The organism is Baaleninema sp., from assembly GCF_049974805.1.
Lineage (GTDB): Bacteria > Cyanobacteriota > Cyanobacteriia > Cyanobacteriales > Geitlerinemataceae > Baaleninema.
The window spans coordinates 61,403-82,103 of sequence record NZ_JBNGCO010000006.1; the positions used below are offsets into that span (position 1 = coordinate 61,403).

Here is a 20,701-nt window from a genome sequence, read left to right on the forward strand (position 1 = left end):
TATATGTGGTGAACCTCCCAAAAATACGGCAAAATATTCAACAGTCTATCCCCAAAAAAAGCTGATGCAAAACACCGAAACCTCAGCCCTCCAAATCACCCCAGAACGCCTCATCGCAGGCATCCAAAACATCCAAAACTACTTCTTCAACCAACAACATCCCAACGGCTACTGGTGGGCAGATCTCGAATCCAACGTCACCATGCTCGCCGAAGTCATCCTACTCCACAAAATCTGGAACACCACCCACCGCATCCCCCTCGACAAAGCCGAAGCCTTCCTGCGTCGAGAACAGCGAGAACACGGCGGATGGGAACTCTACTACGGCGACGGCGGCGAACTCAGTACCTCCGTCGAAGCGTACATGGCGTTGCGGTTGTTGGGTGTCGATCGAAACGACGAAGCCCTCGTCAACGCCCGAAAATTCATCCGCGATCGCGGCGGAATCAGCAAAACCCGCATCTTCACCAAACTGCACCTCGCCCTCATCGGATGCTACGACTGGCGGGGACTTCCCTCCATTCCCCCCTGGATTATGCTGCTTCCCGGCGACGCCCCCTTTAGCATTTACGACATGTCCAGTTGGGCGCGAGGAAGTACCGTTCCCCTGATTATCGTTTTCGACAAAAAGCCCGTTTTCCCCGTCGAACCCCAGTTCGACTTAAACGAACTCTTCAGCGAAGGCGTCGAAAACGTCAAATACGATCTTCCCAAAACCGGCGATTGGGGAGATTGGTTCGTCGAACTCGACAACGGCTTTAAATTCGCCGAACAGTTAAACCTCGTTCCCTTCCGCGAAGAAGGCTTGAAAGCCGCCGAACAGTGGGTGTTGGAACGTCAAGAACCCACCGGAGACTGGGGCGGAATTATTCCAGCGATGCTCAATTCCATGCTGGCGTTGCGCTGCTTAGAGTATGATGTCGCCGATCCCGTCGTCGAACGGGGATTTCAGGCGATCGAGCGTTTCGGCGTGGAAACCGAAGCCACCTACTGGGTGCAGCCCTGCGTCTCTCCCGTGTGGGATACCGCCTGGGTGGTTCGCGCCTTAATCGAATCGGGAATCGCCCCCGACGACGAACGGGTGGTGAAGGCGTCGCAGTGGTTACTCAACGAGCAAATCCTCGATTACGGCGACTGGGCGGTGAAAAACAAAGACGGCGAACCGGGCGGTTGGGCGTTCGAGTTCGACAACCGCTTTTATCCCGATCTCGACGATTCGGCGGTGGTGGTGATGACGCTGAACCAAGCCAAACTCCCCGACGAGAAGGGGAAACAGGCGGCGATCGATCGCTGCGTGCGTTGGATGATGTCGATGCAATGTCGCGATGGCGGTTGGGCGGCGTTCGATGTGGATAACGATAAAGACTGGCTGAACGCCTTACCTTACAGCGATTTGAAAGCCACGATCGATCCCCCCACAGCAGACGTTACCTCGCGAGTTTTGGAAATGGCGGGCGAACTGGAATCGCACACCTACGACAGCCCCTTAAAGCAGCATCGCCAGCGGTTCCAACAGGCGTTGAGTTACCTCCTTCGCGAACAAGAAGCCGACGGTTCCTGGTTTGGGCGTTGGGGCGTCAACTATATTTACGGAACCAGCGGTGCGCTGTCGGCGTTGGCGTTAGTCGCCCCGGAAACCCATCGCGAGGCGATCGATCGTGGCGCCTCCTGGCTGATTAGCGTCCAAAACGACGATGGCGGTTGGGGCGAAACCTGTCGCAGTTACGACGATCCCGCGTTGAAAGGACAAGGGGACAGTACCGCCTCTCAAACCGCTTGGGCGTTGATTGGTTTATTAGCCGCAGGAGAGGCGACGGGTGCTTGGAAACGGGAGGCGATCGATCGCGGAATTCACTATCTCCTCGAAACCCAAAACCCCGACGGTTCCTGGTTTGAAGCCTATTTCACCGGAACCGGATTTCCCAGCCACTTCTATCTCAAGTACCACTACTATCAGTTGTACTTCCCCCTGTTGGCGTTAGGACGCTATCGCAAAGCCTTCGCCGAACGTTAAAATCTCCGATTTCCCAAGATATTCCAAAGATCCCCGGCATCTTGGAGATGCCGGGGATCTCGCCTGAATCCAGAGATTTCGCCCAGATTTGGCTTTCGCCCAACCCAAATCTCAATCGATTTTATCGGCGTTGGCGCGATACCAATCAATGGTATTTTTCAACCCTTCCTCAAAACTCACTTGCGCTTCAAAGCCAAACCGTTCCTTCGCCCGTTGGGTATCCAAACAGCGGCGAGGCTGTCCGTTGGGTTTATCTCGTTGCCAAGCAATTTCGCCGTCAAACTCCATCAACTTACAAATTAACTCGATGAGGTCGCGAATCGAAATTTCGCTATGAGTTCCCAAGTTCACAGGATCGGGATCGTTATAGCATTGCGTCGCCATGACGATACCTCGCGCCGCATCCGTCGAATACAAAAATTCCCGCGTCGGCGAACCGTCGCCCCACACAGGAATCGTTTTCTCGCCTTTCTGCTGCGCTTCGTGAACTTTACGAATCAACGCCGGAATCACGTGAGAACTCTGAGGGTTGAAGTTATCTTCAGGCCCGTAGAGGTTTACCGGAAGCAGGTAAATACCGTTAAAGCCGTACTGTTGTCGATAGGCTTGTAACTGCACCAGTAAGGCTTTTTTCGCAACGCCGTAAGGGGCGTTCGTCTCCTCCGGATAGCCGTTCCAAAGGTCGTCTTCCTTAAACGGTACGGGCGTAAACTTGGGATAGGCGCAGATGGTACCGACGCAGGTAAACTTCTCGACACCTGCCTCGTAAGCCGCGTGAATCAGTTGCGCCCCCATCATTAAGTTGTCGTAAAACAACTCGGCGGGTTTCTCGCGATTGAGACCGATTCCGCCCACGTGAGCCGCTAAGTGAACGATAATATCCTGGTTTTCCGCCGCTCGCTGACAGTCCGAGAGCTGGCGGAGGTCGCAATCTTTCGATCGCGGAACGGTGATTTTATCGGGATTGGCGCCGGCTTCGACAAGCTGGGCGACTACTTGGCGACCCAGGAATCCCGCGCCTCCCGTTACTACAATTCGTTTGTCCGCTAACGCTAAACCAGCCATGAGAGTGCCTCGCTGTTATCGAGAATCGAGTTATCGAGAAGAGAAAGAGCATCGTACAGAACGTTGCCCGAAAGGGAGAATTGAGAGAACGGCAACTCTCTCCCAATTCTCGATCGAGAGCCACCTAATCGACAGTATTCACGGCCTCTTGGCGAATGAACGCGCGATCGTCCGGCGCTCCACCGTCTTTGTCCGGAGACGGCAACCCTAACGCCGCCAAATCTGCGTCTACCATTAAATGAACCAACTCCTCGAACGTCACCGACGGTTCCCAACCGAGCTGTTTCTTCGCTTTACTGGGGTCGCCGATGAGCAAGTCCACCTCAGCCGGACGCAGATAGCGGGGGTCGAACTCAACGAAATCTTGCCAGTCTAAGCCCACGTAGGTAAACGCCAAATCCAGAAATTCGCGAATCGAGTGGGTTTCGTTGGTGGCGATGACGTAATCGTCCGGTTCGTCCTGTTGCAGCATCAGCCACATCGCCCGCACGTAGTCTTTGGCATAGCCCCAGTCCCGTTTAGAGTCAAGGTTGCCCAAAAACAGTTTTTTCTGCATTCCGCCCACGATTCGCGCCACCGCTCTGGTGATTTTGCGCGTGACGAAGGTTTCCCCCCGTCGCGGCGATTCGTGGTTGAACAGAATCCCGTTACAGGCGAAGAGGTTGTAAGACTCTCGGTAGTTAACGGTTTGCCAGTGGGCGTAAACTTTGGCGCAGGAGTAGGGACTGCGGGGATAGAAGGGGGTCGTTTCCTTTTGGGGAATTTCCTGAACCTTGCCGAACATTTCCGACGACCCGGCTTGATAGAAACGCACTTCGTTTCCGGTCCGCTGCTGGTAGTCGCGAATGGCTTCGAGCAAGCGCAACGCCCCCATGGCCACGGTATCTACGGTATATTCCGGCGAGTCGAAACTAACCCGCACGTGCGATTGGGCGCCGAGGTTGTAAATTTCGTGGGGTTGTACCTGTTCGAGCAGACGGCGTAAGGTGGTTCCGTCGGTTAAATCGCCGTAGTGCAGAAACAGCCGGGCGTCTTCACTGTGGGGATCGACGTAGATGTGATCGATGCGATCGGTGTTGAACGTTGAGGTTCGGCGGATGATGCCGTGAACCTCATATCCTTTCTCTAAGAGCAGTTCGCTCAGGTAAGAGCCGTCCTGACCCGTAATCCCCGTAATTAGCGCGCGCTTCGCTTCGGTCATAGTTACTGAATCCTCATTCGCTTACGACAAGGTCGAACCCAAGTCACTTGTCACCCATTAAAGTCTCCTCGAGCCGCGATCGTCCACACTCGAAATCTAGCGACGATTGGCGAGTTGGCCAAACCGTTCGCTGTCGCGACTGTCGTGCGTCGGGTACTCCTGACGTTAGTAGGCGCCGTTGTTTTTGGGAAAAACGATGACGCCAATGGTTTTGATGGCAATCCACAGATCCATCCAGAGATTGCCCGCATTGACGTAGTAGACATCGATTTTTACCCGTTTTTCATAGGGAATGTCGTTGCGTCCGGATACCTGCCACAATCCCGTAATGCCCGGGCGAATGGTCAGCACTTTATCGATATAGCGTCCGTATTTGGAGAGTTCTTCGACCACCAAGGGACGGGGTCCGACTACGCTCATGTCTCCTTTTAAGACGTTCCAAAACTGCGGAAATTCATCGAGACTGGTAAAGCGTAAAAAACGACCGATCCAGGTAATTCGGGGGTCGTCTTTGAGCTTGAAGTTGTCTTCAAATTCTTCCCGAAGTTGAGGAGACGCTGCCATAATCTGTTCTAGCACCTCGTCGGCGTTAGGAACCATCGTTCGGAATTTGATACATCCGAAGATTCTGCGATTTTTTCCAACTCGCTTTTGAACGTAAAAAATCGGACCGGGCGAACTGATAAAAATCAGAAGCGATAGTAACAGGTAAACTGGGGAAAAGAAGATGAGAACAAAACTCGAAAACGCAATATCGAACAGTCGTTTGCTGACGGCTCCGCTCGGTTCGTCGAGATCGATAGCGAGGAATCGCGCCAGTGCCTCCGATAGACGGGGACTGAAGCCGCGCTTGACAAAGGCCCACAGTCCTTTACCGGAGATGAGTTGGCTATTGGCAGTCATCTTACTCCTTTCGATTCACACCACACACACTGTCCTGATATTAAAGCCATATCGATCGCCTTCGATCGCACTGGAGTCGATCGTTATGACGACAGGACACTCACTTCGTCTGGCGTACCAGAGCGAAAGTCACGATAACAGCGTTCTAGGAAGGATAAATAACGCTGTTGGAAAATTGTAGGGGCAAATTGAGCCGAATGCGATCGCGCAATTTCGGGATGAAACTGCGATCGAACCGTTTCAAAGGTTTTGACGGCTTCGATGAGAGAGGTTTCGCTTTGTTCGTCGAAGAACAATCCGGTTCCGTTTTCTCCCCAGGTTCGCAAGTCGCGCACGGTTTCTAAGGCGCCCCCCGCACCGTAGGCGATGACGGGAGTACCGCAGGCTTGGGCTTCCACTGGCGCCATCCCGAAATCTTCGCAAGCGGCGTAGACGAAGGCTTTGGCGTTCGAGAGATAGCGATCGACCGCTTCGTCCGGTTGGGCGCCTAAAATTTTGACGTTCGGTTTGGCAATGGATTGCAAGCGATCTAGCAGCGGACCGGTTCCAATGACCACTAAGGGTTCCCCCAACTCATTGAAGGCTCGCACGATCGGCTCGACTTTTTTGTAACTTACGAGTCGAGAGACGATAACGTAGAAGTCTTGTTTCTGTTCGACGAACGGAAATCGTTCTACGTTCACCGGGGGATAAATCACCTCGGCTCGTCGTCGGTAACACCGCCAAATTCGCCGAGCGGTATGCTGGGAGTTCGCCGCGAAGTAATCGACGCGGTTGGCAGAAATGACGTCCCACTGTCGCAAATAATGCAGTAACAGCCGCGTCACAGCCCCGGGAAGCCCTCGCCCCATCCGCGACCCCCGTAAATAGTCAAACGTTAAATCCCAGGCGTAACGCATGGGCGTGTGACAGTAACAGAGGTGCATTTGGTTCGATCGCGTCAGCACCCCCTTGGCAACGGCGTGGGACGAGGAAAGTACGATATCGTACTCCCCTAAATCCAACTGTTCGATGGCCAGAGGTAACAAGGGTAAGTATTTTTGAACGCCGCGACGGGCCAACGGCAGATGTTGTAAAAACGTCGTGCCGATGGCGCGTTTGTAGAGATAACTGTCGGGATTGGACGACTCGAAATCGATGAGGGCGTACAAATCGGCGGCGACCTGCTGTAAAATTTCTCGCACCACCAGTTCCGAGCCGCCCGTCGCTTCCGGGGTCAACCACTCGTGAACCAGTGCGATTTTTGCAGTTTCCCAATCTGGCATCGTTTGCCCGCGCCCAACGTCACACATCACAACATCAGGTTACGATACCCTATTTCACTGTCGGGTCGATCGAACCCGGAGGGCTTTTGTATCCCGTTATCTATCGCTCGATGTATCCTGCGATCGTTGGGTTAGGTCGGAATTGCGATTATTCTAGAGTTGCTAACGGATTTGCGTTGGATGTGTGTGTGTGACTTCAATTCCTCCCATCGATCTAGGACAACAATATCGAACCCTCGCCTCGGAAGTGGAAACCGCTGTATTGAAGGTGATGGCCTCGGGTCGTTACATCGGCGGCGACAGTGTGACTCAGTTCGAGGAACGATTCGCCGACTACGTAGGAACGAACTACTGTGTTTCCTGTAATTCTGGTACGGACGCTCTCTATTTGGCACTGCGAACTCTCGATATCGGGGAAGGGGACGAGGTCATTACCACCCCCTTTTCCTTTTTCGCCACCGTCGAAGTCATCAGTGCGGTGGGGGCGACCCCTGTATTTGTCGATATCGACCCCAAGACGTTTAATTTAAATCCCAACGCCATCGAAGCGGCCTTGAGCGATCGCACTAAAGCCATTCTCCCAGTTCATCTGTTCGGCCGTCCGGTGAATATGTCCGCTTTGACGGAAATCGCCGCAGCCCGAAACCTCGCCCTCGTCGAAGACTGCGCCCAAGCCACCGGCGCGACTTGGAACGGTCGCCAAGTGGGAAGTTTCGGACAAATCGGCTGTTTTAGCTTTTTCCCCACGAAAAATTTAGGGGGCTTTGGCGACGGCGGGGCGATGACCACCAACGACCCCGAGTTAGCCCGTCGTTTGCGGGTGTTGAAGGAACATGGCGCCACCCGCCGCTACGTTCACGAAGAAATTGGCATTAACAGCCGTCTCGACGCTATACAGGCGGCGATTTTACAGGTCAAGCTGGGGTATCTCGACCAATGGAACGCTCAGCGGCGAGAAATCGCCCGTCGTTACGCGGAATTGTTACGGCCGGTTCCCCACGTCGTTTTACCTTCGGAGTCCGGCCAGGGCGGCGAGAGCGTCTGGAATCAATATACGATTCGTCTGAGGGCATCGCTCGATCGCGATCGCATCCGCGACTCTCTGCAAAGCCTCGGCGTCAGTACGATGGTGTACTATCCGGTTCCCCTACACCGCCAACCTGTCTATCGGGAGTTGGGCTACGACGAAGGGAGTTTTCCCGCCGCCGAAACGGTCTGTCGCGAGGTGTTGTCGTTACCCATGTTTCCCGAGTTGACCCCCGACCAACAACAGGCGATCGCCTACCATCTCAAAGAAGCGATCGATAATTGATATTAGGGTGCGTGACTTGAAAAATCGGGTGTGATACGGAATCCGAATTTCAAATACTGGTTTTGCTTAACCTGACAAGTCCCTCAATCCCCCCCAACCCCCCTTTCAAAGGGGGATTGGGTGATGGGGAGGTTTCACATCATCCCATCACCCCGATCGTACCCTCATCCCTAATTCCGAGATGCCACAGTCGGAGATTGCTGCTGTTTGAACTTCTGCAACTGGATTTCGAGGGTGTCGAGTTGCGCTTGTAGATGCAGGTACTTCACCTGATGGTCGGCCTGGTAAACGGACAGAGGACGTAACATCGTAGAAGCGTTTCCAGCCTTCTGAGTTCGAGATAAAGTCGTCATATTATAACCGCTTAGGAATTCTTACCTACTCACACCAACGAGATATTGTACTGCGATCGATCGACAAGATTGCATCGAATGTTGCAATTTCTGAAATTTTTCTAAAATTTTTCTGAAACTTCGGGAGCGGTAACGGCGATCGATCCGCCCCTGAAAAAAATCTCGACAATAAATCTCGAACCGTTGTGTTTCGAGACTTCCACGGATTTGATACACTAGGAATAAACGCCATATCTCGAAAATTACTGTGACGCTGAGCTTTCCCACCACCAACGAGCGCCAAGACGACCCTGTTCCCCAAAAGCGAGGCTGGCGGGGACTGATCGACGCCTATCGTCCCTACCTCCCGGTTACGGATTCGACCCCCATCGTGACGCTGTACGAGGGCAATACGCCGCTGATTCCCGTTCCCTCCATCGCCGCAGAAATCGGGAAAAAGGTCGAAGTCTTCGTCAAATACGACGGCTTGAATCCTACCGGAAGCTTCAAAGACCGGGGGATGACCATGGCCATTACCAAAGCTAAAGAGGAAGGCGCTAAAGCGGTCATCTGTGCCAGTACCGGGAACACCTCCGCCGCGGCTGCCGCTTACGCCAAACGGGGCGGATTGCGGGCGTTCGTCGTTATTCCCGATGGATACGTGGCCTTAGGGAAACTGGCGCAAGCGTTAGTTTACGGGGCGGAAGTCTTAGCGATTCGCGGCAATTTCGACAAAGCCCTCGATATCGTCCGGGCAATGGGGGAACACTATCCGGTTACGGTGGTCAACTCCATCAACCCTTACCGCCTCGAAGGCCAGAAAACCGCCGCCTTTGAAGTGGTGGAAGACCTAGGCAACGCCCCGGATTGGTTGTGCATTCCTGTGGGGAACGCGGGCAACATCACCGCCTATTGGATGGGATTCAATCAATATCACCAACTCGGAAAGTGCGATCGACTACCGAAAATGATGGGATTCCAAGCCTCTGGCTCTGCCCCCATCATCGCCGGCCATCCCATCGAACACCCCGACACGGTAGCGACTGCCATTCGCATCGGCAACCCGGCGAACTGGGACAAAGCCCTGGCAGTGGGCGAAGCCAGTCAAGGGGAGTTCAACGCCGTCACGGACGAGGAAATTCTCCACGCCTATCGGATGTTAGGCCGCGAAGGGGTGTTCTGCGAACCGGCCTCGGCGGCCTCGGTGGCAGGATTGTTGAAGTGCAAAGACCGCGTTCCCAACGGGGCGAAGGTGGTTTGCGTTTTAACCGGAAACGGTTTAAAAGACCCCGATTCGGCAATTAAGCACAGCGAAACTCAGTTGCGTCAAGGCATCGAACCGGATTTGGAAACGGTGGCGAAAGTCATGGGCTTCTAGCAATTGAGACTTGAGAGTGGATAGTCGATCGCGGCGATCGCACCTCGACCGAGGATGTCAGTCGAGGGAAATTTGGGAACCCCAAACGTCTTGGGGGATGAAGGTTCGATCGCTGGGAATGGGAGCGACGGCTTCGGTGAGGGTGAAATTACCCGCTTCGATCCAGGATTTCAATTCCTCCGCCACGCGGCGCGATCGATACAAACTGGCTAACGGGGCGACCCGTACCGATTTCCCGTCTACGGTGATTTTCCCCGCTTTCAACTGGGCGTAACTGACCAGTCCGAACGTGGGACGCACCCGCCGAGGAATGGAAAAATCCACCACGGGGGCGACTAACTGCTCGTCGCGCACCGCACAGCGTTCCACCACTGTCTCGTCGAGAACCGGAAGCGGAACCCCGACCCCCAACATCAGCGAAGGGCCGTAGTTGTGGAAATAACAGCCTCGCACCCACTCCGCCGACATCTGTTTGGCATCGCCGATTAACGCCAACGTGGCCGCCGGTCCGATGGGGGTGTCGTTGGGGAGTCGCTTTTGCAGCGGGAAATGTTGGGTGCCTTCCCAAGCGACGTAACCGATTCCGCCCCCCATAAACACCCGGGTTCCGATACCGATGAGTTGAAGTTCGGGGTCGTTGAACAGGGGAGAGAGGGCGCCGGGATTGGAATAAACAGCATTTCCCAAGCGGGGTTGCAGCGGACCGAGGTAGGTAAACAGGGGTCGATCGCCGCCGTTGACTCCCACGATAAAGTTTTGATAGAGGTTGCGGGGGTCGAACAGGTAAAACTGGTTGATGCTGTCGCGGGTAATGGTGGTTTCAAAGGAGGCGCGGGGGTAGCAGTCGGTGATTTGTCCGATCGCTCTCAGTTGAATGGGTTTTCCGGCGATTAAATCTTCGATGACGTGACCGCCGCCGCGCATTTCCTTGAGGGGCGTTTCTCGTGTCGCTTCTTCGGTTTCGGGAACTTCGGCGATTTGCGTCGCTCCCAGGTACAAGTCCACCGCTCCGAATCCAGAATAGGCGGGAACGCCGTCGAGCCAGCAGCGACGGATTTTAATCGGCGGGTCGGTATGACCTAAGTTGAGAATCGCGCCGCTCGATTCCATCGGCTCGAAGGTGCCGGTGGTGACGATATCGACTTGTTTGGCAGTTTTCGCGACGCCGATTTCGGCAACTTTGGCTTTGAGTTCTTCCGCCGTACAGACGACTGCTTTTTTCTTGAGGATTTTTTCGTTGATTTCGGCGATCGAGCGTTGCGACATAAAAAATTGAGAATTGAGAATTGACAATTGAGAATTGACAATTGACAGTTCTCAATCTATAGCAGTTTTATTCGATTTGTAAACGATTTGCAGTGTTTGTTTACCTTCGCTCCCTTCGGGACTCTGACGGATTTATCGATCGGATTGGCGATTTTTCCCAATATTTTGATAGATATTTTTATAAATATTTGAATAACTTAGGATTTGGATTCGATTTCCGCACTGTCGGGAGATGGGCGATCGATCTCTGACTCTTCATCTGTCGCTCGATCGTCTGCCTCTTGATGTTCCGCAGACCGACGACGCCGAACCGGAAGCGATTCGCCCCCTTGCTGCCACTGATTGAGAATATCTTTAATCAACAATTCTTGTAAAACAACTTGAGCGACGACCGTAATCGGTAATGCCATTAACAGTCCTAAAAAACCGAAAAACGTGGCAAAAACCACTTGAGAAACCAGATTTATGGCAGGCAATAAAGATACTTGACGCGCCATAACATAGGGCGTTAAAAAGTTACTTTCAATTTGTTGAATAACCACATATAAAATTAAAACGGCGATAGGTTTCCAGGGATTTTCCAAAACCGCCGTTGCCATCGGGGGAATCACGCTCAGCGCCGGGCCGATATTGGGAATGAAGGTCAACAATCCGGCTAAGACACCGTGCGCCAGAGCGAGGGGAATTTGTAAAATCAACCACAATCCCAACCAGCTCATCAGGGCGACGATGACCATATTGAATAACACCCCCACTAACCAGCCGCTCAAGGCTTCCTCGCATCGATCGAGTACCTCGTCGATGCGACGGCGGTAAAAGGCGGGAAACAGCGAAATAAAAGCGTTGCGATAGGATTGGGGACTCGCCAAAAACATAATCGTTAAAACGATGACGAGAACCAGGTTCAGCATGACGCCCAACGTTCCCGAAAAAACGTTAAAACTGGTTTCGAGAAAATTATTAAAAATCGGTTGAATTTGATTAAGAAGGTCGTTTAGATTGAGAATTGAAGGGTCAAAAAACTCACCGGGAAGTCGAGTGATAATACCCTCGAGCCAAACCTCTAACCGATCGATGGTCTTAGGGAACAGTTGGACAAACTGCTCGAACTGGTCGATAAACGGCGGAACGATGGCAAAAAAGAAAATCGTCAGTAACGCCACCGTGCTGCCAATCGCCATGACAACGGCGAGAGGGCGACGCAATCCGAACTGTTGTAACCAACGGGCGAATAAATTTAAAGAGGTGGCAATGACGAGCGCCGCACTGGCCATCAACAAAATTTGGCGAATTTCCCACACGATGGCCAAAGATAAAACCAGTGCCACTAACGCCAGCAGATTACCTGTTCTCACCGTCGCCTTCCTCCTCGATAGGATCTCGATTGGACGAACTTCCCAAAAGGGCTATGACGCCCGGAAGATCGATCGACGCACCATAACGATCGCCATCACTGTCGCCGGCGTGGAAATAGCAACCAAAGCGATGGCGTCGTTGGCCGGAATCGGCAACAGCGGTCCGACATATTTAATCAGCAACGAAATCACGAGGGACGCGAGAACGACTTTCGCGACAATTCCAGCTTTCTCGTTCATAGGATAAGAAACCCGAATCAGTTAACGTTTCTCACTCTAGCTTATTTTCGGGTCTCCTTAAGTGACTGGGGACGACCCAGTTTGTCGCGACGAGAGTTGTCCGGAGTCCCAAAAATCCGTCAACATAAAAACACCATTAGACGAACCGATCTGGTTGAATCCATAATCCATCATGTTGCAAGACAAACTCGATCGACTCTACGACTTATTTCAAGACCTGGAACGGGCGCTGATTGCCTATTCCGGCGGTATCGACAGTACCCTCGTGGCAAAAATCGCCTACGATGTCCTCGGCGATCGCGCCTTAGCCATCACCGCCGTTTCCCCCTCCTTACTTCCCGAAGACTTAGAAGACGCGCGAGTACAAGCCGCCGCCATCGGGATTTCCCATGAAGAGGTGGAAACCCAGGAAATGCAAAATCCCAACTACACCTCCAACCCCGTCGATCGCTGCTATTTCTGTAAAAGCGAACTCCACGACACCCTCAAACCCCTGGCGAAAAAACGGGGCTATCCCTACGTGGTCGATGGCGTCAACGCCGACGATTTACAGGATTACCGCCCCGGTATCCAAGCGGCGAAAGAACGGGGAGCGCGATCGCCCCTCGCGGAAGTCGGCGTAACCAAAGCCGAAGTGCGGGAACTCTCGAAACACCTGGGTTTACCCTGGTGGGACAAACCCTCTCAACCCTGTCTCTCCTCTCGTTTTCCCTACGGCGAAGAGATTACCGTCGCCAAGCTGCAACGAGTGGGACGGGCTGAAATCTATTTGCGCCGTCTGGGATGGCAAAACCTGCGGGTGCGTTCCGACGGCGACACCGCCCGCATCGAACTTCCCCCCGATCTCATTAAAACTTTCGTGGCCGAGGTGGATTTGTCTGAAGTCGTCGCCGAGTTACAAAAATTGGGCTTTCTCTTCGTAACGTTGGATTTAGAAGGCTATCAAAGCGGCAAACTCAACCGGGTGTTAGAAAAAACCACCGTCGGCGTTTGAGAGGGCATCCCTGAACCACGTAGCGGCGTTGCATAAAACGCCGCTACAGGAGGATCTAACAGAAATGTTTCGAGGTCGAGACTCGCTTATTCCGAGGTGGCCGAAGACCGACGACGGCGGCGGCGAGTGTGACTCGTGCGCGTTTTCGTCTTCGTGGATTTCGAGGTATCTTTCGTGTCGCTGCGATCGACGGCTTCGCTCTCTTTGTCAGTCGTGTTCTCTTCCTTAGAGGACTCGTCGGAGGACTCGTCGGAAGACTCGTCTTTTTCGTCCGTTTCCTGAGTCGAGGCTGTCTCGGCGTGAGATTTACCGTTGTGGGAATTGCCGTCGTTGGACTCGCCTACCTCAGTTTCGGAGGTTTCTCCGGGTTTGACCACTTCCACCGTCACGGATTTGGGATTTTTGACCGGGCGATCGAGCTTGACTAACGGCGAAATCCCCATCAGTGCGTAGACTTCTTGCTCTTCCGGCGTCATTTCCACCAGGACGACTTCGGCCGGTTCTTCGGGTTTGCTGTCCCGAGAAGTCGATCGAGATCGGGTTCCCTTGTCTTCCGTTTCCGTCTCCGTATCTCGATCGCGACTCTCATCGAGAACCGGGGCTTCCGGTCGCGAACTGCCAGAAGAAGAAGAAGACTCCTCTTTCGACGGCGCGGATTTCGTAGAAGTCTCGCTATAAGACTTCGTATCCGGCGCCGGGAATCGACGGCGGCGGCGGCGGCGAGTTCCCCCGTCACCGAGTTCCTGATAGCTGGGATGATGGATTAAATCCAGTTCTTGCGTATCGCTGGCGGCCGGGTCTAACTCGCTGTCTCCCACCGCTTCTCGAACCGTCTCGAGAGATTTCTCTGCCGCCTTCGTCGGACGCCCTTTCGAGCGTTGGGGCGTCGCCGCCGGAGTCGGTGCCGGGACTGGGGTCGCCACCGTATCGATATGATGGGGCGCTTCTTCCCCCGGCAGTTGGACGATATGCCCCAACCCGCCGCAGGCACTACAAGGACGGCTGAACAGTTCGTAAATATTCTGTCCTTGACGTTTGCGCGTCAGTTCGATCAACCCCAATTCCGACAGTTGAGCGATTTGAGGTCTCGCTTTGTCGGCGCTGAGGGCGTTGGTGAAATGTTCTAACACTTGCAACTGGTCGCGCCGCGAGTCCATGTCGATAAAATCGACGATAATCACCCCGGCGATATTTCTCAGTCGCAGTTGGCGGGCGATTTCCGTGGCCGCTTCGCAGTTGGTCCACAGCACCGTTTCCCGAGAGGTGGCCGATCGCGTAAACGAACCCGAGTTCACGTCGATAACCGTCAGAGCTTCCGTCGGCTCGATAATAATGTAACCCCCCGACGGCAAATCCACGCGGGGTTTGAGAGCTTCGCGAATGGCGGCGTTGACTCGGAAGTATTCCAGAATCGGCTGCGATTCCCGATGGTGGTCGAGAAAGACCCCCTGGGGTAACTTGCCACCGTTCCAGTTGGTCAGTTGTTGTTTGACCCGTTTTAAGCCAGTGTGGGAATCGACGACGATGCGGTTGACGTCCGTACTGTACATATCCCGCAAGACGCGCTGAATGAAATCGTCATCGCGGTTGAGCAGGGTCGGTTCTTTGTTGGAATTGTATTCTTCCTGAACCGTCTCCCATTGTTTCTGGAGTATTTCCAGGTCTTCCATGATGGCGTCTTCACCGACGCTTTCCGCTTCGGTTCGCACCAACAGCCCCATACCGGAGGGTTTGACGAGAATGGCTAAGGCGCGGAGTCGATTTCGCTCGGCTTCGCGAACGATGCGCCGCGACAGGTGGACGCCTTTACCAAAGGGCATTAAGACCAGATACCGACCCGGAAGGGTGATGTTTCCCGTCAGACGCGGACCTTTGTTCCCCGTCGGCTCTTTCATCACCTGCACCAGTACTTTCTGTTGCGGGACGAGCAGTTCGGTGATGGCACCGGCCGACCGTTTCAGGCGCAGGGGCCCGAGGTCGGTCACGTGCATAAAGCCGTTTCGGTCGGGGTCTCCGATGTTGACAAAGGCTGCGTCGATACCGGGAATGACGTTTTCCACCACGCCGAGATAAATATCGCTAACCTGGTGGGTTCCGGTGGCAACGACGAGTTCTTGTATCTGATCTTCGGAAAATACAGCAGCAATCCGATGCTGCTCGGCGATGATAATTTGCTTGGGCATTCAATTTCCTCAAAACTTTTTTAAGGTTCCGGAGGCCCTGCGGTTGAGGTGCAGTCCTCCTTCGCTGTGGTGGTGTCGTCGCGTCGGGATATCGGTTTCGACCGTCGCAATCGCGGTATTCTGGGCGCGAACGTCACTCTCTTTCTCTTCGAGAAGGAATTCCGCCCTCAGCGGTTCCTGGCGACCTCCAACGTTCCCTGTCACCCGCAAATACGCCGATAGACGGGATTGGGGAGCGAACGGGCTGGGAAATAAGACGAGTTGAAATTTCCTACAGGCGGGATGGGGGGAGGTTTGCCGATGTGGGTGAGGGGGCTACCGTATCCTCTCACGCCGACCCCCGATGGCTCGATCTCGATTTGCTCTCGGTATTTCTGAACGATCGCCCGATCTCACCGAAGCGCGGGGTCTCGATCGCTTCGGAACGCCCCCGTTTCCCATGGGCAGGATATGGAAATTTACGCGAATTCGATCGCGCACCCCAACCGTCTAGGTTGGCTCCCACACGAGTAACCTAAACTATCTCGTACAAAGAAAGTACTTTATCCTTTACTTTACCATGTTTGACGGTCGATCGTGTTTTACAGTGAGCCGTCAGCCGTGAATTGTCAGCCGTGAACCGTCAGCAGGTAACGGTTTCTTCCTTGTCCTCATCATCACCTCACCTCATCACCTCATCACCCTCAGTAGTGCAGAAAACTTTTCGAGAACGGGACTTGACAAAATACACCAAATATGTATTTGAGTTCTATCCAGGGAGCCGGGGAGAGGGGAAGCCGGGGAGAGGGGGAGATTTCACATCACCTCATCATCTCCTCATCTCATCATCCCATCATCCCATCATCCCATCATCTCCTCACCTCATCATCCCATCATCCCATCACCGTAAAATCAACCGTTGGCGATGGACGCCATCGAGTTGGAGTTCGACGCCAGAGACTCGTTCGAGGAGTTCGATGACTTGACTCGGACGCAGGAGGGTGCCGTCGTTGCGACAGCTTCCCACGACGCGCACCACGGCTTCTTCGGAACTGCGAAGTTCGGCGATTTCTAACTCGAATAGCCGTTCGCGAAGGTCGATTTTCTTGGTTTTGCCGGATTTGGTGGTGTGTTCGCTCCAGATTTCGGTTCGATCGAGGATTTCTTTGACCCAGCGATGCCACTCGCCACCGCCTTCGCCACAGCGGACGGTGAGGAAATATTCGGCGCGATCGAGGACGCGGGTGGCGGCTTTTCCGTCGGCGGGAACGGCTTCGACGCGGTAGATGGGAATTTCGTCGGGTAACTGTTCGGACAGTCTGGCTTGGAAGTCCGCCACGTCCATGTCTTCGGTGAGGTCGAATTCGACGATTTCGCCGCTGCTGGTTGCGCCTAACTGTAAGGCGTTGGCGGGGGAAATGCGGGGCATGGGATGGTAACCCCCGGTAAAGGACATGGGTAAGGCGGCCCGGCGTGCGGCACGATCGAGCAGTTTGGCAAAGTCTAAATGTCCGATGAGTGCCATCGACCCCAGTTTACCCATCCACAGGCGCATCCGCTGCACCCGCTGGGTGTTGGGTTTGAAATGTCCTTCAAATTCGGGAATCGGCGGCGGGGGAACGACGATGTTATGACCGAAATCGGGGGTGCAGACGCCGCAGTGGGAACAGCCTTCGTAGGCGCAATCGGGAACGGTGGCGGCTTCTAAAGCCCGTTGTAAGTCCTGTTTGAGCCAGTTTTTGTCGATTCCGGTATTGAGGTAATCCCAGGGAAGCGGGGCGTCGAAGGCGTTTCGGTCTTCTACGGCGGTGTCGGAATCGCTGTTGAAGACGTTCCATTCGCCGTTTTCGACTTGGCGATATTTCCAAGTCAACCCGGATTCGTCGATGGCTTCTTCCCAGGCTTGAAAGGCGCGATCGAGGCTTTCCCACCAGGAATCCATTCCAGCCCCGAGTTCCCAGGCGCGACGCACTACGGACGACAAGCGGCGATCGCCCCGTCCGACGAAATCTTCCATGGCGGAAATCCGCACGTCGGTAAAGTTGGCTTTGACGCCTCGCATCCGACGGAATTCTTGGCGCAACATTTCCTGTTTGCGTAAAAATTCTGCGGTGGACACGGAATGCCACTGGAAGGGGGTATGGGGTTTCGGCGTAAAGTTAGAAATGGTCAAGTTGACGCTGAGGCGTTTGCGACCTTTGGCGCGACATTCCTGTTGTAACCAGCGCACAGTTTCGGCAATTCCCAGTACGTCGGCGTCGGTTTCGCCGGGAAGCCCGATCATGAAGTACAGTTTGACTTTATCCCAACCTTGCTCGTAAGCGGTTTTGACGCCCCGCAAGAGTTCTTCGTTGGTGAGTCCTTTGTTGATGATGTCCCGCAATCGCTGGGTTCCGGCTTCGGGGGCGAAAGTTAACCCGGACTGGCGGGTTCCGCCGATGATGTTGGCGATGTTTTCGTCGAAGCGATCGACCCGCTGGCTGGGGAGGGACAGGGAGATATTTTCGTTTTTTAGGCGGTTTTTCACTTCCATTCCCACCGCCGGAAGGGATAGGTAATCGGAACAACTTAGGGACAATAGGGAAAATTCGTTGTATCCCGTCGCCCGCATTCCTTTTTCGATGGTATCGACTACTTGGTTCGGGTCTACGTCGCGGGCGGGACGAGTCAACATTCCCGGTTGACAGAAGCGACAGCCTCGGGTACAGCCGCGACGGATTTCCACGGTGAGGCGATCGTGAACGGTTTCGACTAACGGAACTAAACCGATGGAATAGGCGGGAATCGGGGTCGCCACCCGGCGTAAAATCCGTTCGGGAACGTCGGAACGGTTGGGACGAACGGAACCGTCTTCGGCCATGTCGTAGAACATGGGAACGTAGACGCCGGGAACTTGGGCTAAGTCGAGAAGCAGTTCCTCGCGGCTGAGTCCGTCCCGTTTCCCTTCTTCGATGACGAAGCCGATTTCGGGAAGGAGTTCTTCTCCGTCTCCGAGGGCGACGAAATCGAAAAAGTCCGCGTAGGGTTCTGGGTTGGAGGTGGCGGTTTGTCCCCCGGCGAAAATCAGGGGGTCTTCCATACCGCGATCGATCCGTTGTTTCCAGGTGAGGGGAATTCCGGCTAAGTCGAGCATTTCGAGGATGTTCGTCGCCCCGAGTTCGTAGCTGAGGCTAAAGCCGAGAATGTCGAAATCTGTCAACGCCCGCTGGGATTCGACGGCGAAGAGGGGGATTTGTTCGTCCCGCAGTTTTTTCGCCAAGTCTGGGGCGGGGAGATAGGCTCGATCGCAGAGTTGATGAGGTTGGGCGTTGAGAATGCTGTAGAGGATGATATGTCCGAGGTTCGACGCCCCGACTTCGTACACTTCGGGGTACGTCAACACCCAACGCACCTCTGCTTCGTTCCAGGGTTTGCGAACCGCCCCGAGTTCGTTTCCTAAATAGCGGGCTGGGCGCGAGATATCTGGGGTTAGTAGCTTGTCTACGGCAACCGCTACCATGAAAATTTCTCCTGTGTGGTCTGCACGCGATCGACTCTCTCGATCGAGTCTGTTACGACAGATCTGATAAACGTCCGATTCTCTACTATAACTGATTTACGTGGGGGAGTTGGAGCGCCGTTGTTAGGATAGAACTACCGTGACAAGGAGGTTCGGCCATGCCATCACCGTTTCCGGGGATGAATCCTTATTTAGAACATCCCGATTTTTGGTCAGATTTCCACAATCGCTTCATTGTGACCCTTGCTGAAGCGTTAACGCTACAAATTGCACCGAAATATCGGGCGGTAACAGACAAACGAATTTACGAAATCAATTCGGTTGAATCGCTGCTTGTCGGACGCCCTGATGTGAGCGTTCAAAAAAGCAATTCGTCTCCTACGGCGATCGCATCTAATGTGGCAGTAGTCTCGTCACCGGTTAAACCCCAATCGGTGCAGTTACCGATGTCTGAAGAAGTTCGCGAAAGTTACTTGGAAGTGCGGGATGCGGTGACGAAAGAAGTCGTGACCGCGATCGGGTGCATCTCAATTATGTAAATTCATCGAATTGGGCGCACTCAATTTCCAGATCCCCGGCATCTCCAAGATGCCGGGGATCTTATACCGGAAGTGCTAATCGGGAATTTTGCCACCCCAAACTGATGTTTTTGCAAAAGTGAGATGCACCCACATTATCGTTCGACTTTCACTTTAACGGATTTGTGTTTTTCTTCTTCCACCTTCGGCAAGGTTAACGTCAACAAGCCATCGCGATATTGTGCTTCGACTTGGCTGTTGTCTACGTGAGTTGGCAGCGAAATGACGCGGCTGAACTGACCGTAACGAAATTCACTGCGAATCGTACCGTTTTCTTCGGTTTCTGATTCTTGTTTGCGTTCGCCGCGAATCGAAACCGCATCTCGCGTTACGTCGATATCGAGGTCTTCTGGATTCATTCCCGGAACTTCCAGTTTCAGAATCACCGCCTCGTCAGTTTCGTGAAGTTCCGCAGGCGGTCCGAAATTGAGTTCGAGTTCTGAGGCGAACCGCGTCGGATTTAAGGCGTCGAACAAGCGGTTCATTTCGCGATGTAAGCTGTCGATGTCGCGCGTGGGATTCCAACGAACCAGTGTCATAGCGTTTGACCCTCCTTTTTTCTGGGTTTGCTCGCTCGTTTCTTCACTTTTAATGGTAGAGAAAATACGGTCGATCGCAAATAGGGTTTAGCGACCTTATTTTTCGGGTTTTCTACACAGGAATTTACGCCTAAAATTTGAAGAGTCGTTCGCAAAACCGAACTCATTTAGCGGTTTCCCGAATCGATCGATCTTCTCGGTTTCGTAAAGTTTATAATTCTGTTACAATTCAGAGGCGATCGCCATACATCTCTCTCTGTTATATAAATATTTTTAACAAAAACTTGACAAAAACCCTGAATTAACTATCCGATGTCCGACGCCAACGACTTCAACATTTGGAAATACAAGCCTTGGTGGTGTCAGCCTTGGTCGATTCTGCTGACGGGAATTGCCATAATTGCCGGAAGTTGGCTTATGTTTCACCGATTTTGGCTGACGGGACTGGTCGCCGTGCCGATTTTGGTTTGGATGGCCTATTTTTTGCTGCTATTTCCCCGCCTCGTGGCAAAATACGGCGGTTTGAGGGAGGAATCTGATGAGTGACCGGAACACCGACAAGCCCCGTCCTTCCAGGGCGGGGTGAGAGATGTTGCGG

At 53.6% G+C, this 20,701-nt stretch carries 19 protein-coding genes; 8 read left to right on the forward strand and 11 right to left on the reverse strand.

The features are described 5' to 3' along the window. The first annotated feature begins 64 nt into the window (after positions 1 to 64). Positions 65 to 2,014 carry a squalene--hopene cyclase gene (shc, locus tag ACP5D4_RS02560; protein ID WP_428010051.1) on the forward strand — a complete coding sequence of 650 codons (1,950 nt, stop codon included), beginning with the start codon at positions 65 to 67 and terminating at the stop codon, positions 2,012 to 2,014. Positions 2,015 to 2,125: 111 nt separating this feature from the next. Here shc and ACP5D4_RS02565 read toward each other — a convergent pair whose 3' ends face one another. The 4 genes from ACP5D4_RS02565 to ACP5D4_RS02580 all read right to left on the reverse strand — a co-directional run bounded on the left by ACP5D4_RS02565 (position 2,126) and on the right by ACP5D4_RS02580 (position 6,448). After that, positions 2,126 to 3,079 carry a GDP-L-fucose synthase family protein gene (locus ACP5D4_RS02565; RefSeq protein WP_428010052.1) on the reverse strand — a complete coding sequence of 318 codons (954 nt, stop codon included), beginning with the start codon at positions 3,077 to 3,079 and terminating at the stop codon, positions 2,126 to 2,128. Between the two features lie 124 nt (positions 3,080 to 3,203). Further along, complete coding sequence (gmd, locus tag ACP5D4_RS02570; RefSeq protein WP_428010053.1) at positions 3,204 to 4,280, reverse strand: GDP-mannose 4,6-dehydratase; 1,077 nt, start codon at positions 4,278 to 4,280, stop codon at positions 3,204 to 3,206. 165 nt (positions 4,281 to 4,445) lie between these two features. Beyond that, positions 4,446 to 5,183 (reverse strand): sugar transferase, encoded by a 738-nt coding sequence (locus ACP5D4_RS02575; protein ID WP_428010054.1) that lies wholly within the window; start codon positions 5,181 to 5,183, stop codon positions 4,446 to 4,448. An 83-nt stretch (positions 5,184 to 5,266) separates the two neighbouring features. Then, positions 5,267 to 6,448, reverse strand: a complete 1,182-nt coding sequence (locus ACP5D4_RS02580) for a glycosyltransferase (protein ID WP_428010055.1) — start codon at positions 6,446 to 6,448, stop codon at positions 5,267 to 5,269. 190 nt (positions 6,449 to 6,638) lie between these two features. Here ACP5D4_RS02580 and ACP5D4_RS02585 point away from each other — a divergent pair, with 190 nt between their 5' ends. Next, the gene (locus ACP5D4_RS02585; RefSeq protein ID WP_428010056.1) at positions 6,639 to 7,760 is read left to right on the forward strand and encodes a DegT/DnrJ/EryC1/StrS family aminotransferase; all 1,122 of its coding nucleotides are present in this window, start codon (positions 6,639 to 6,641) and stop codon (positions 7,758 to 7,760) included. 170 nt (positions 7,761 to 7,930) lie between these two features. Here the strand turns inward: ACP5D4_RS02585 and ACP5D4_RS02590 are convergent, their stop codons facing one another. Continuing rightward, on the reverse strand, positions 7,931 to 8,113 hold the full coding sequence (locus ACP5D4_RS02590; protein WP_428010057.1) for a hypothetical protein: 183 nt from the start codon (positions 8,111 to 8,113) through the stop codon (positions 7,931 to 7,933). A gap of 253 nt (positions 8,114 to 8,366) precedes the next feature. Here ACP5D4_RS02590 and thrC point away from each other — a divergent pair, with 253 nt between their 5' ends. Beyond that, positions 8,367 to 9,470, forward strand: coding sequence for a threonine synthase (gene thrC, locus ACP5D4_RS02595; RefSeq protein WP_428010070.1), 1,104 nt, complete (start codon positions 8,367 to 8,369; stop codon positions 9,468 to 9,470). Positions 9,471 to 9,527: 57 nt separating this feature from the next. On the opposite strand, the gene ACP5D4_RS02600 is transcribed toward thrC, so the two are convergent. The 3 genes from ACP5D4_RS02600 to ACP5D4_RS02610 all read right to left on the reverse strand — a co-directional run bounded on the left by ACP5D4_RS02600 (position 9,528) and on the right by ACP5D4_RS02610 (position 12,331). Next, on the reverse strand, positions 9,528 to 10,736 hold the full coding sequence (locus tag ACP5D4_RS02600; RefSeq protein ID WP_428010058.1) for a homocysteine biosynthesis protein: 1,209 nt from the start codon (positions 10,734 to 10,736) through the stop codon (positions 9,528 to 9,530). Positions 10,737 to 10,933: 197 nt separating this feature from the next. After that, positions 10,934 to 12,091 carry an AI-2E family transporter gene (locus tag ACP5D4_RS02605; protein ID WP_428010059.1) on the reverse strand — a complete coding sequence of 386 codons (1,158 nt, stop codon included), beginning with the start codon at positions 12,089 to 12,091 and terminating at the stop codon, positions 10,934 to 10,936. A gap of 51 nt (positions 12,092 to 12,142) precedes the next feature. Further along, positions 12,143 to 12,331, reverse strand: coding sequence for a hypothetical protein (locus ACP5D4_RS02610; protein ID WP_428010060.1), 189 nt, complete (start codon positions 12,329 to 12,331; stop codon positions 12,143 to 12,145). A 172-nt stretch (positions 12,332 to 12,503) separates the two neighbouring features. Here ACP5D4_RS02610 and larE point away from each other — a divergent pair, with 172 nt between their 5' ends. Then, positions 12,504 to 13,325, forward strand: coding sequence for an ATP-dependent sacrificial sulfur transferase LarE (gene larE / locus ACP5D4_RS02615; RefSeq protein WP_428010061.1), 822 nt, complete (start codon positions 12,504 to 12,506; stop codon positions 13,323 to 13,325). An 86-nt stretch (positions 13,326 to 13,411) separates the two neighbouring features. On the opposite strand, the gene ACP5D4_RS02620 is transcribed toward larE, so the two are convergent. Next, positions 13,412 to 15,508, reverse strand: coding sequence for an Rne/Rng family ribonuclease (locus tag ACP5D4_RS02620; protein ID WP_428010062.1), 2,097 nt, complete (start codon positions 15,506 to 15,508; stop codon positions 13,412 to 13,414). A gap of 48 nt (positions 15,509 to 15,556) precedes the next feature. On the opposite strand from ACP5D4_RS02620, the gene ACP5D4_RS02625 reads away from it, so the two are divergent. Together ACP5D4_RS02625 and ACP5D4_RS02630 are read left to right on the forward strand one after the other, a co-directional pair. Continuing rightward, on the forward strand, positions 15,557 to 15,730 hold the full coding sequence (locus ACP5D4_RS02625) for a hypothetical protein (protein ID WP_428010063.1): 174 nt from the start codon (positions 15,557 to 15,559) through the stop codon (positions 15,728 to 15,730). A 121-nt stretch (positions 15,731 to 15,851) separates the two neighbouring features. Next, positions 15,852 to 16,001, forward strand: coding sequence for a hypothetical protein (locus tag ACP5D4_RS02630; protein WP_428010064.1), 150 nt, complete (start codon positions 15,852 to 15,854; stop codon positions 15,999 to 16,001). Positions 16,002 to 16,388: 387 nt separating this feature from the next. Here ACP5D4_RS02630 and ACP5D4_RS02635 read toward each other — a convergent pair whose 3' ends face one another. Then, a complete protein-coding gene (locus tag ACP5D4_RS02635) occupies positions 16,389 to 18,986 on the reverse strand; it encodes a TIGR03960 family B12-binding radical SAM protein (protein WP_428010065.1) in 2,598 nt (865 codons plus the stop codon). 158 nt (positions 18,987 to 19,144) lie between these two features. Here ACP5D4_RS02635 and ACP5D4_RS02640 point away from each other — a divergent pair, with 158 nt between their 5' ends. Continuing rightward, on the forward strand, positions 19,145 to 19,525 hold the full coding sequence (locus tag ACP5D4_RS02640; protein ID WP_428010066.1) for a DUF4058 family protein: 381 nt from the start codon (positions 19,145 to 19,147) through the stop codon (positions 19,523 to 19,525). Between the two features lie 134 nt (positions 19,526 to 19,659). Here ACP5D4_RS02640 and ACP5D4_RS02645 read toward each other — a convergent pair whose 3' ends face one another. Continuing rightward, entirely contained in the window at positions 19,660 to 20,103 is a 444-nt protein-coding gene (locus tag ACP5D4_RS02645) for an Hsp20/alpha crystallin family protein (protein ID WP_428010067.1), read from the reverse strand. A gap of 312 nt (positions 20,104 to 20,415) precedes the next feature. Between ACP5D4_RS02645 and ACP5D4_RS02650 the strand changes: the two genes are divergently transcribed. Next, on the forward strand, positions 20,416 to 20,649 hold the full coding sequence (locus tag ACP5D4_RS02650; protein WP_428010068.1) for a DUF6737 family protein: 234 nt from the start codon (positions 20,416 to 20,418) through the stop codon (positions 20,647 to 20,649). Positions 20,650 to 20,701: the final 52 nt, after the last annotated feature.

Bases quoted from the DNA above. Each gene is read 5' to 3' on its own strand.
- shc (WP_428010051.1), top strand. From the start codon at position 65: ATGCAAAACACCGAAACCTCAGCCCTCCAAATCACCCCAGAACGCCTC.
- ACP5D4_RS02565 (WP_428010052.1), bottom strand. From the start codon at position 3,079: ATGGCTGGTTTAGCGTTAGCGGACAAACGAATTGTAGTAACGGGAGGC.
- gmd (WP_428010053.1), bottom strand. From the start codon at position 4,280: ATGACCGAAGCGAAGCGCGCGCTAATTACGGGGATTACGGGTCAGGAC.
- ACP5D4_RS02575 (WP_428010054.1), bottom strand. From the start codon at position 5,183: ATGACTGCCAATAGCCAACTCATCTCCGGTAAAGGACTGTGGGCCTTT.
- ACP5D4_RS02580 (WP_428010055.1), bottom strand. From the start codon at position 6,448: ATGCCAGATTGGGAAACTGCAAAAATCGCACTGGTTCACGAGTGGTTG.
- ACP5D4_RS02590 (WP_428010057.1), bottom strand. From the start codon at position 8,113: ATGACGACTTTATCTCGAACTCAGAAGGCTGGAAACGCTTCTACGATG.
- ACP5D4_RS02600 (WP_428010058.1), bottom strand. From the start codon at position 10,736: ATGTCGCAACGCTCGATCGCCGAAATCAACGAAAAAATCCTCAAGAAA.
- ACP5D4_RS02610 (WP_428010060.1), bottom strand. From the start codon at position 12,331: ATGAACGAGAAAGCTGGAATTGTCGCGAAAGTCGTTCTCGCGTCCCTC.
- larE (WP_428010061.1), top strand. From the start codon at position 12,504: ATGTTGCAAGACAAACTCGATCGACTCTACGACTTATTTCAAGACCTG.
- ACP5D4_RS02620 (WP_428010062.1), bottom strand. From the start codon at position 15,508: ATGCCCAAGCAAATTATCATCGCCGAGCAGCATCGGATTGCTGCTGTA.
- ACP5D4_RS02630 (WP_428010064.1), top strand. From the start codon at position 15,852: ATGGCTCGATCTCGATTTGCTCTCGGTATTTCTGAACGATCGCCCGAT.
- ACP5D4_RS02635 (WP_428010065.1), bottom strand. From the start codon at position 18,986: ATGGTAGCGGTTGCCGTAGACAAGCTACTAACCCCAGATATCTCGCGC.
- ACP5D4_RS02640 (WP_428010066.1), top strand. From the start codon at position 19,145: ATGCCATCACCGTTTCCGGGGATGAATCCTTATTTAGAACATCCCGAT.
- ACP5D4_RS02645 (WP_428010067.1), bottom strand. From the start codon at position 20,103: ATGACACTGGTTCGTTGGAATCCCACGCGCGACATCGACAGCTTACAT.
- ACP5D4_RS02650 (WP_428010068.1), top strand. From the start codon at position 20,416: ATGTCCGACGCCAACGACTTCAACATTTGGAAATACAAGCCTTGGTGG.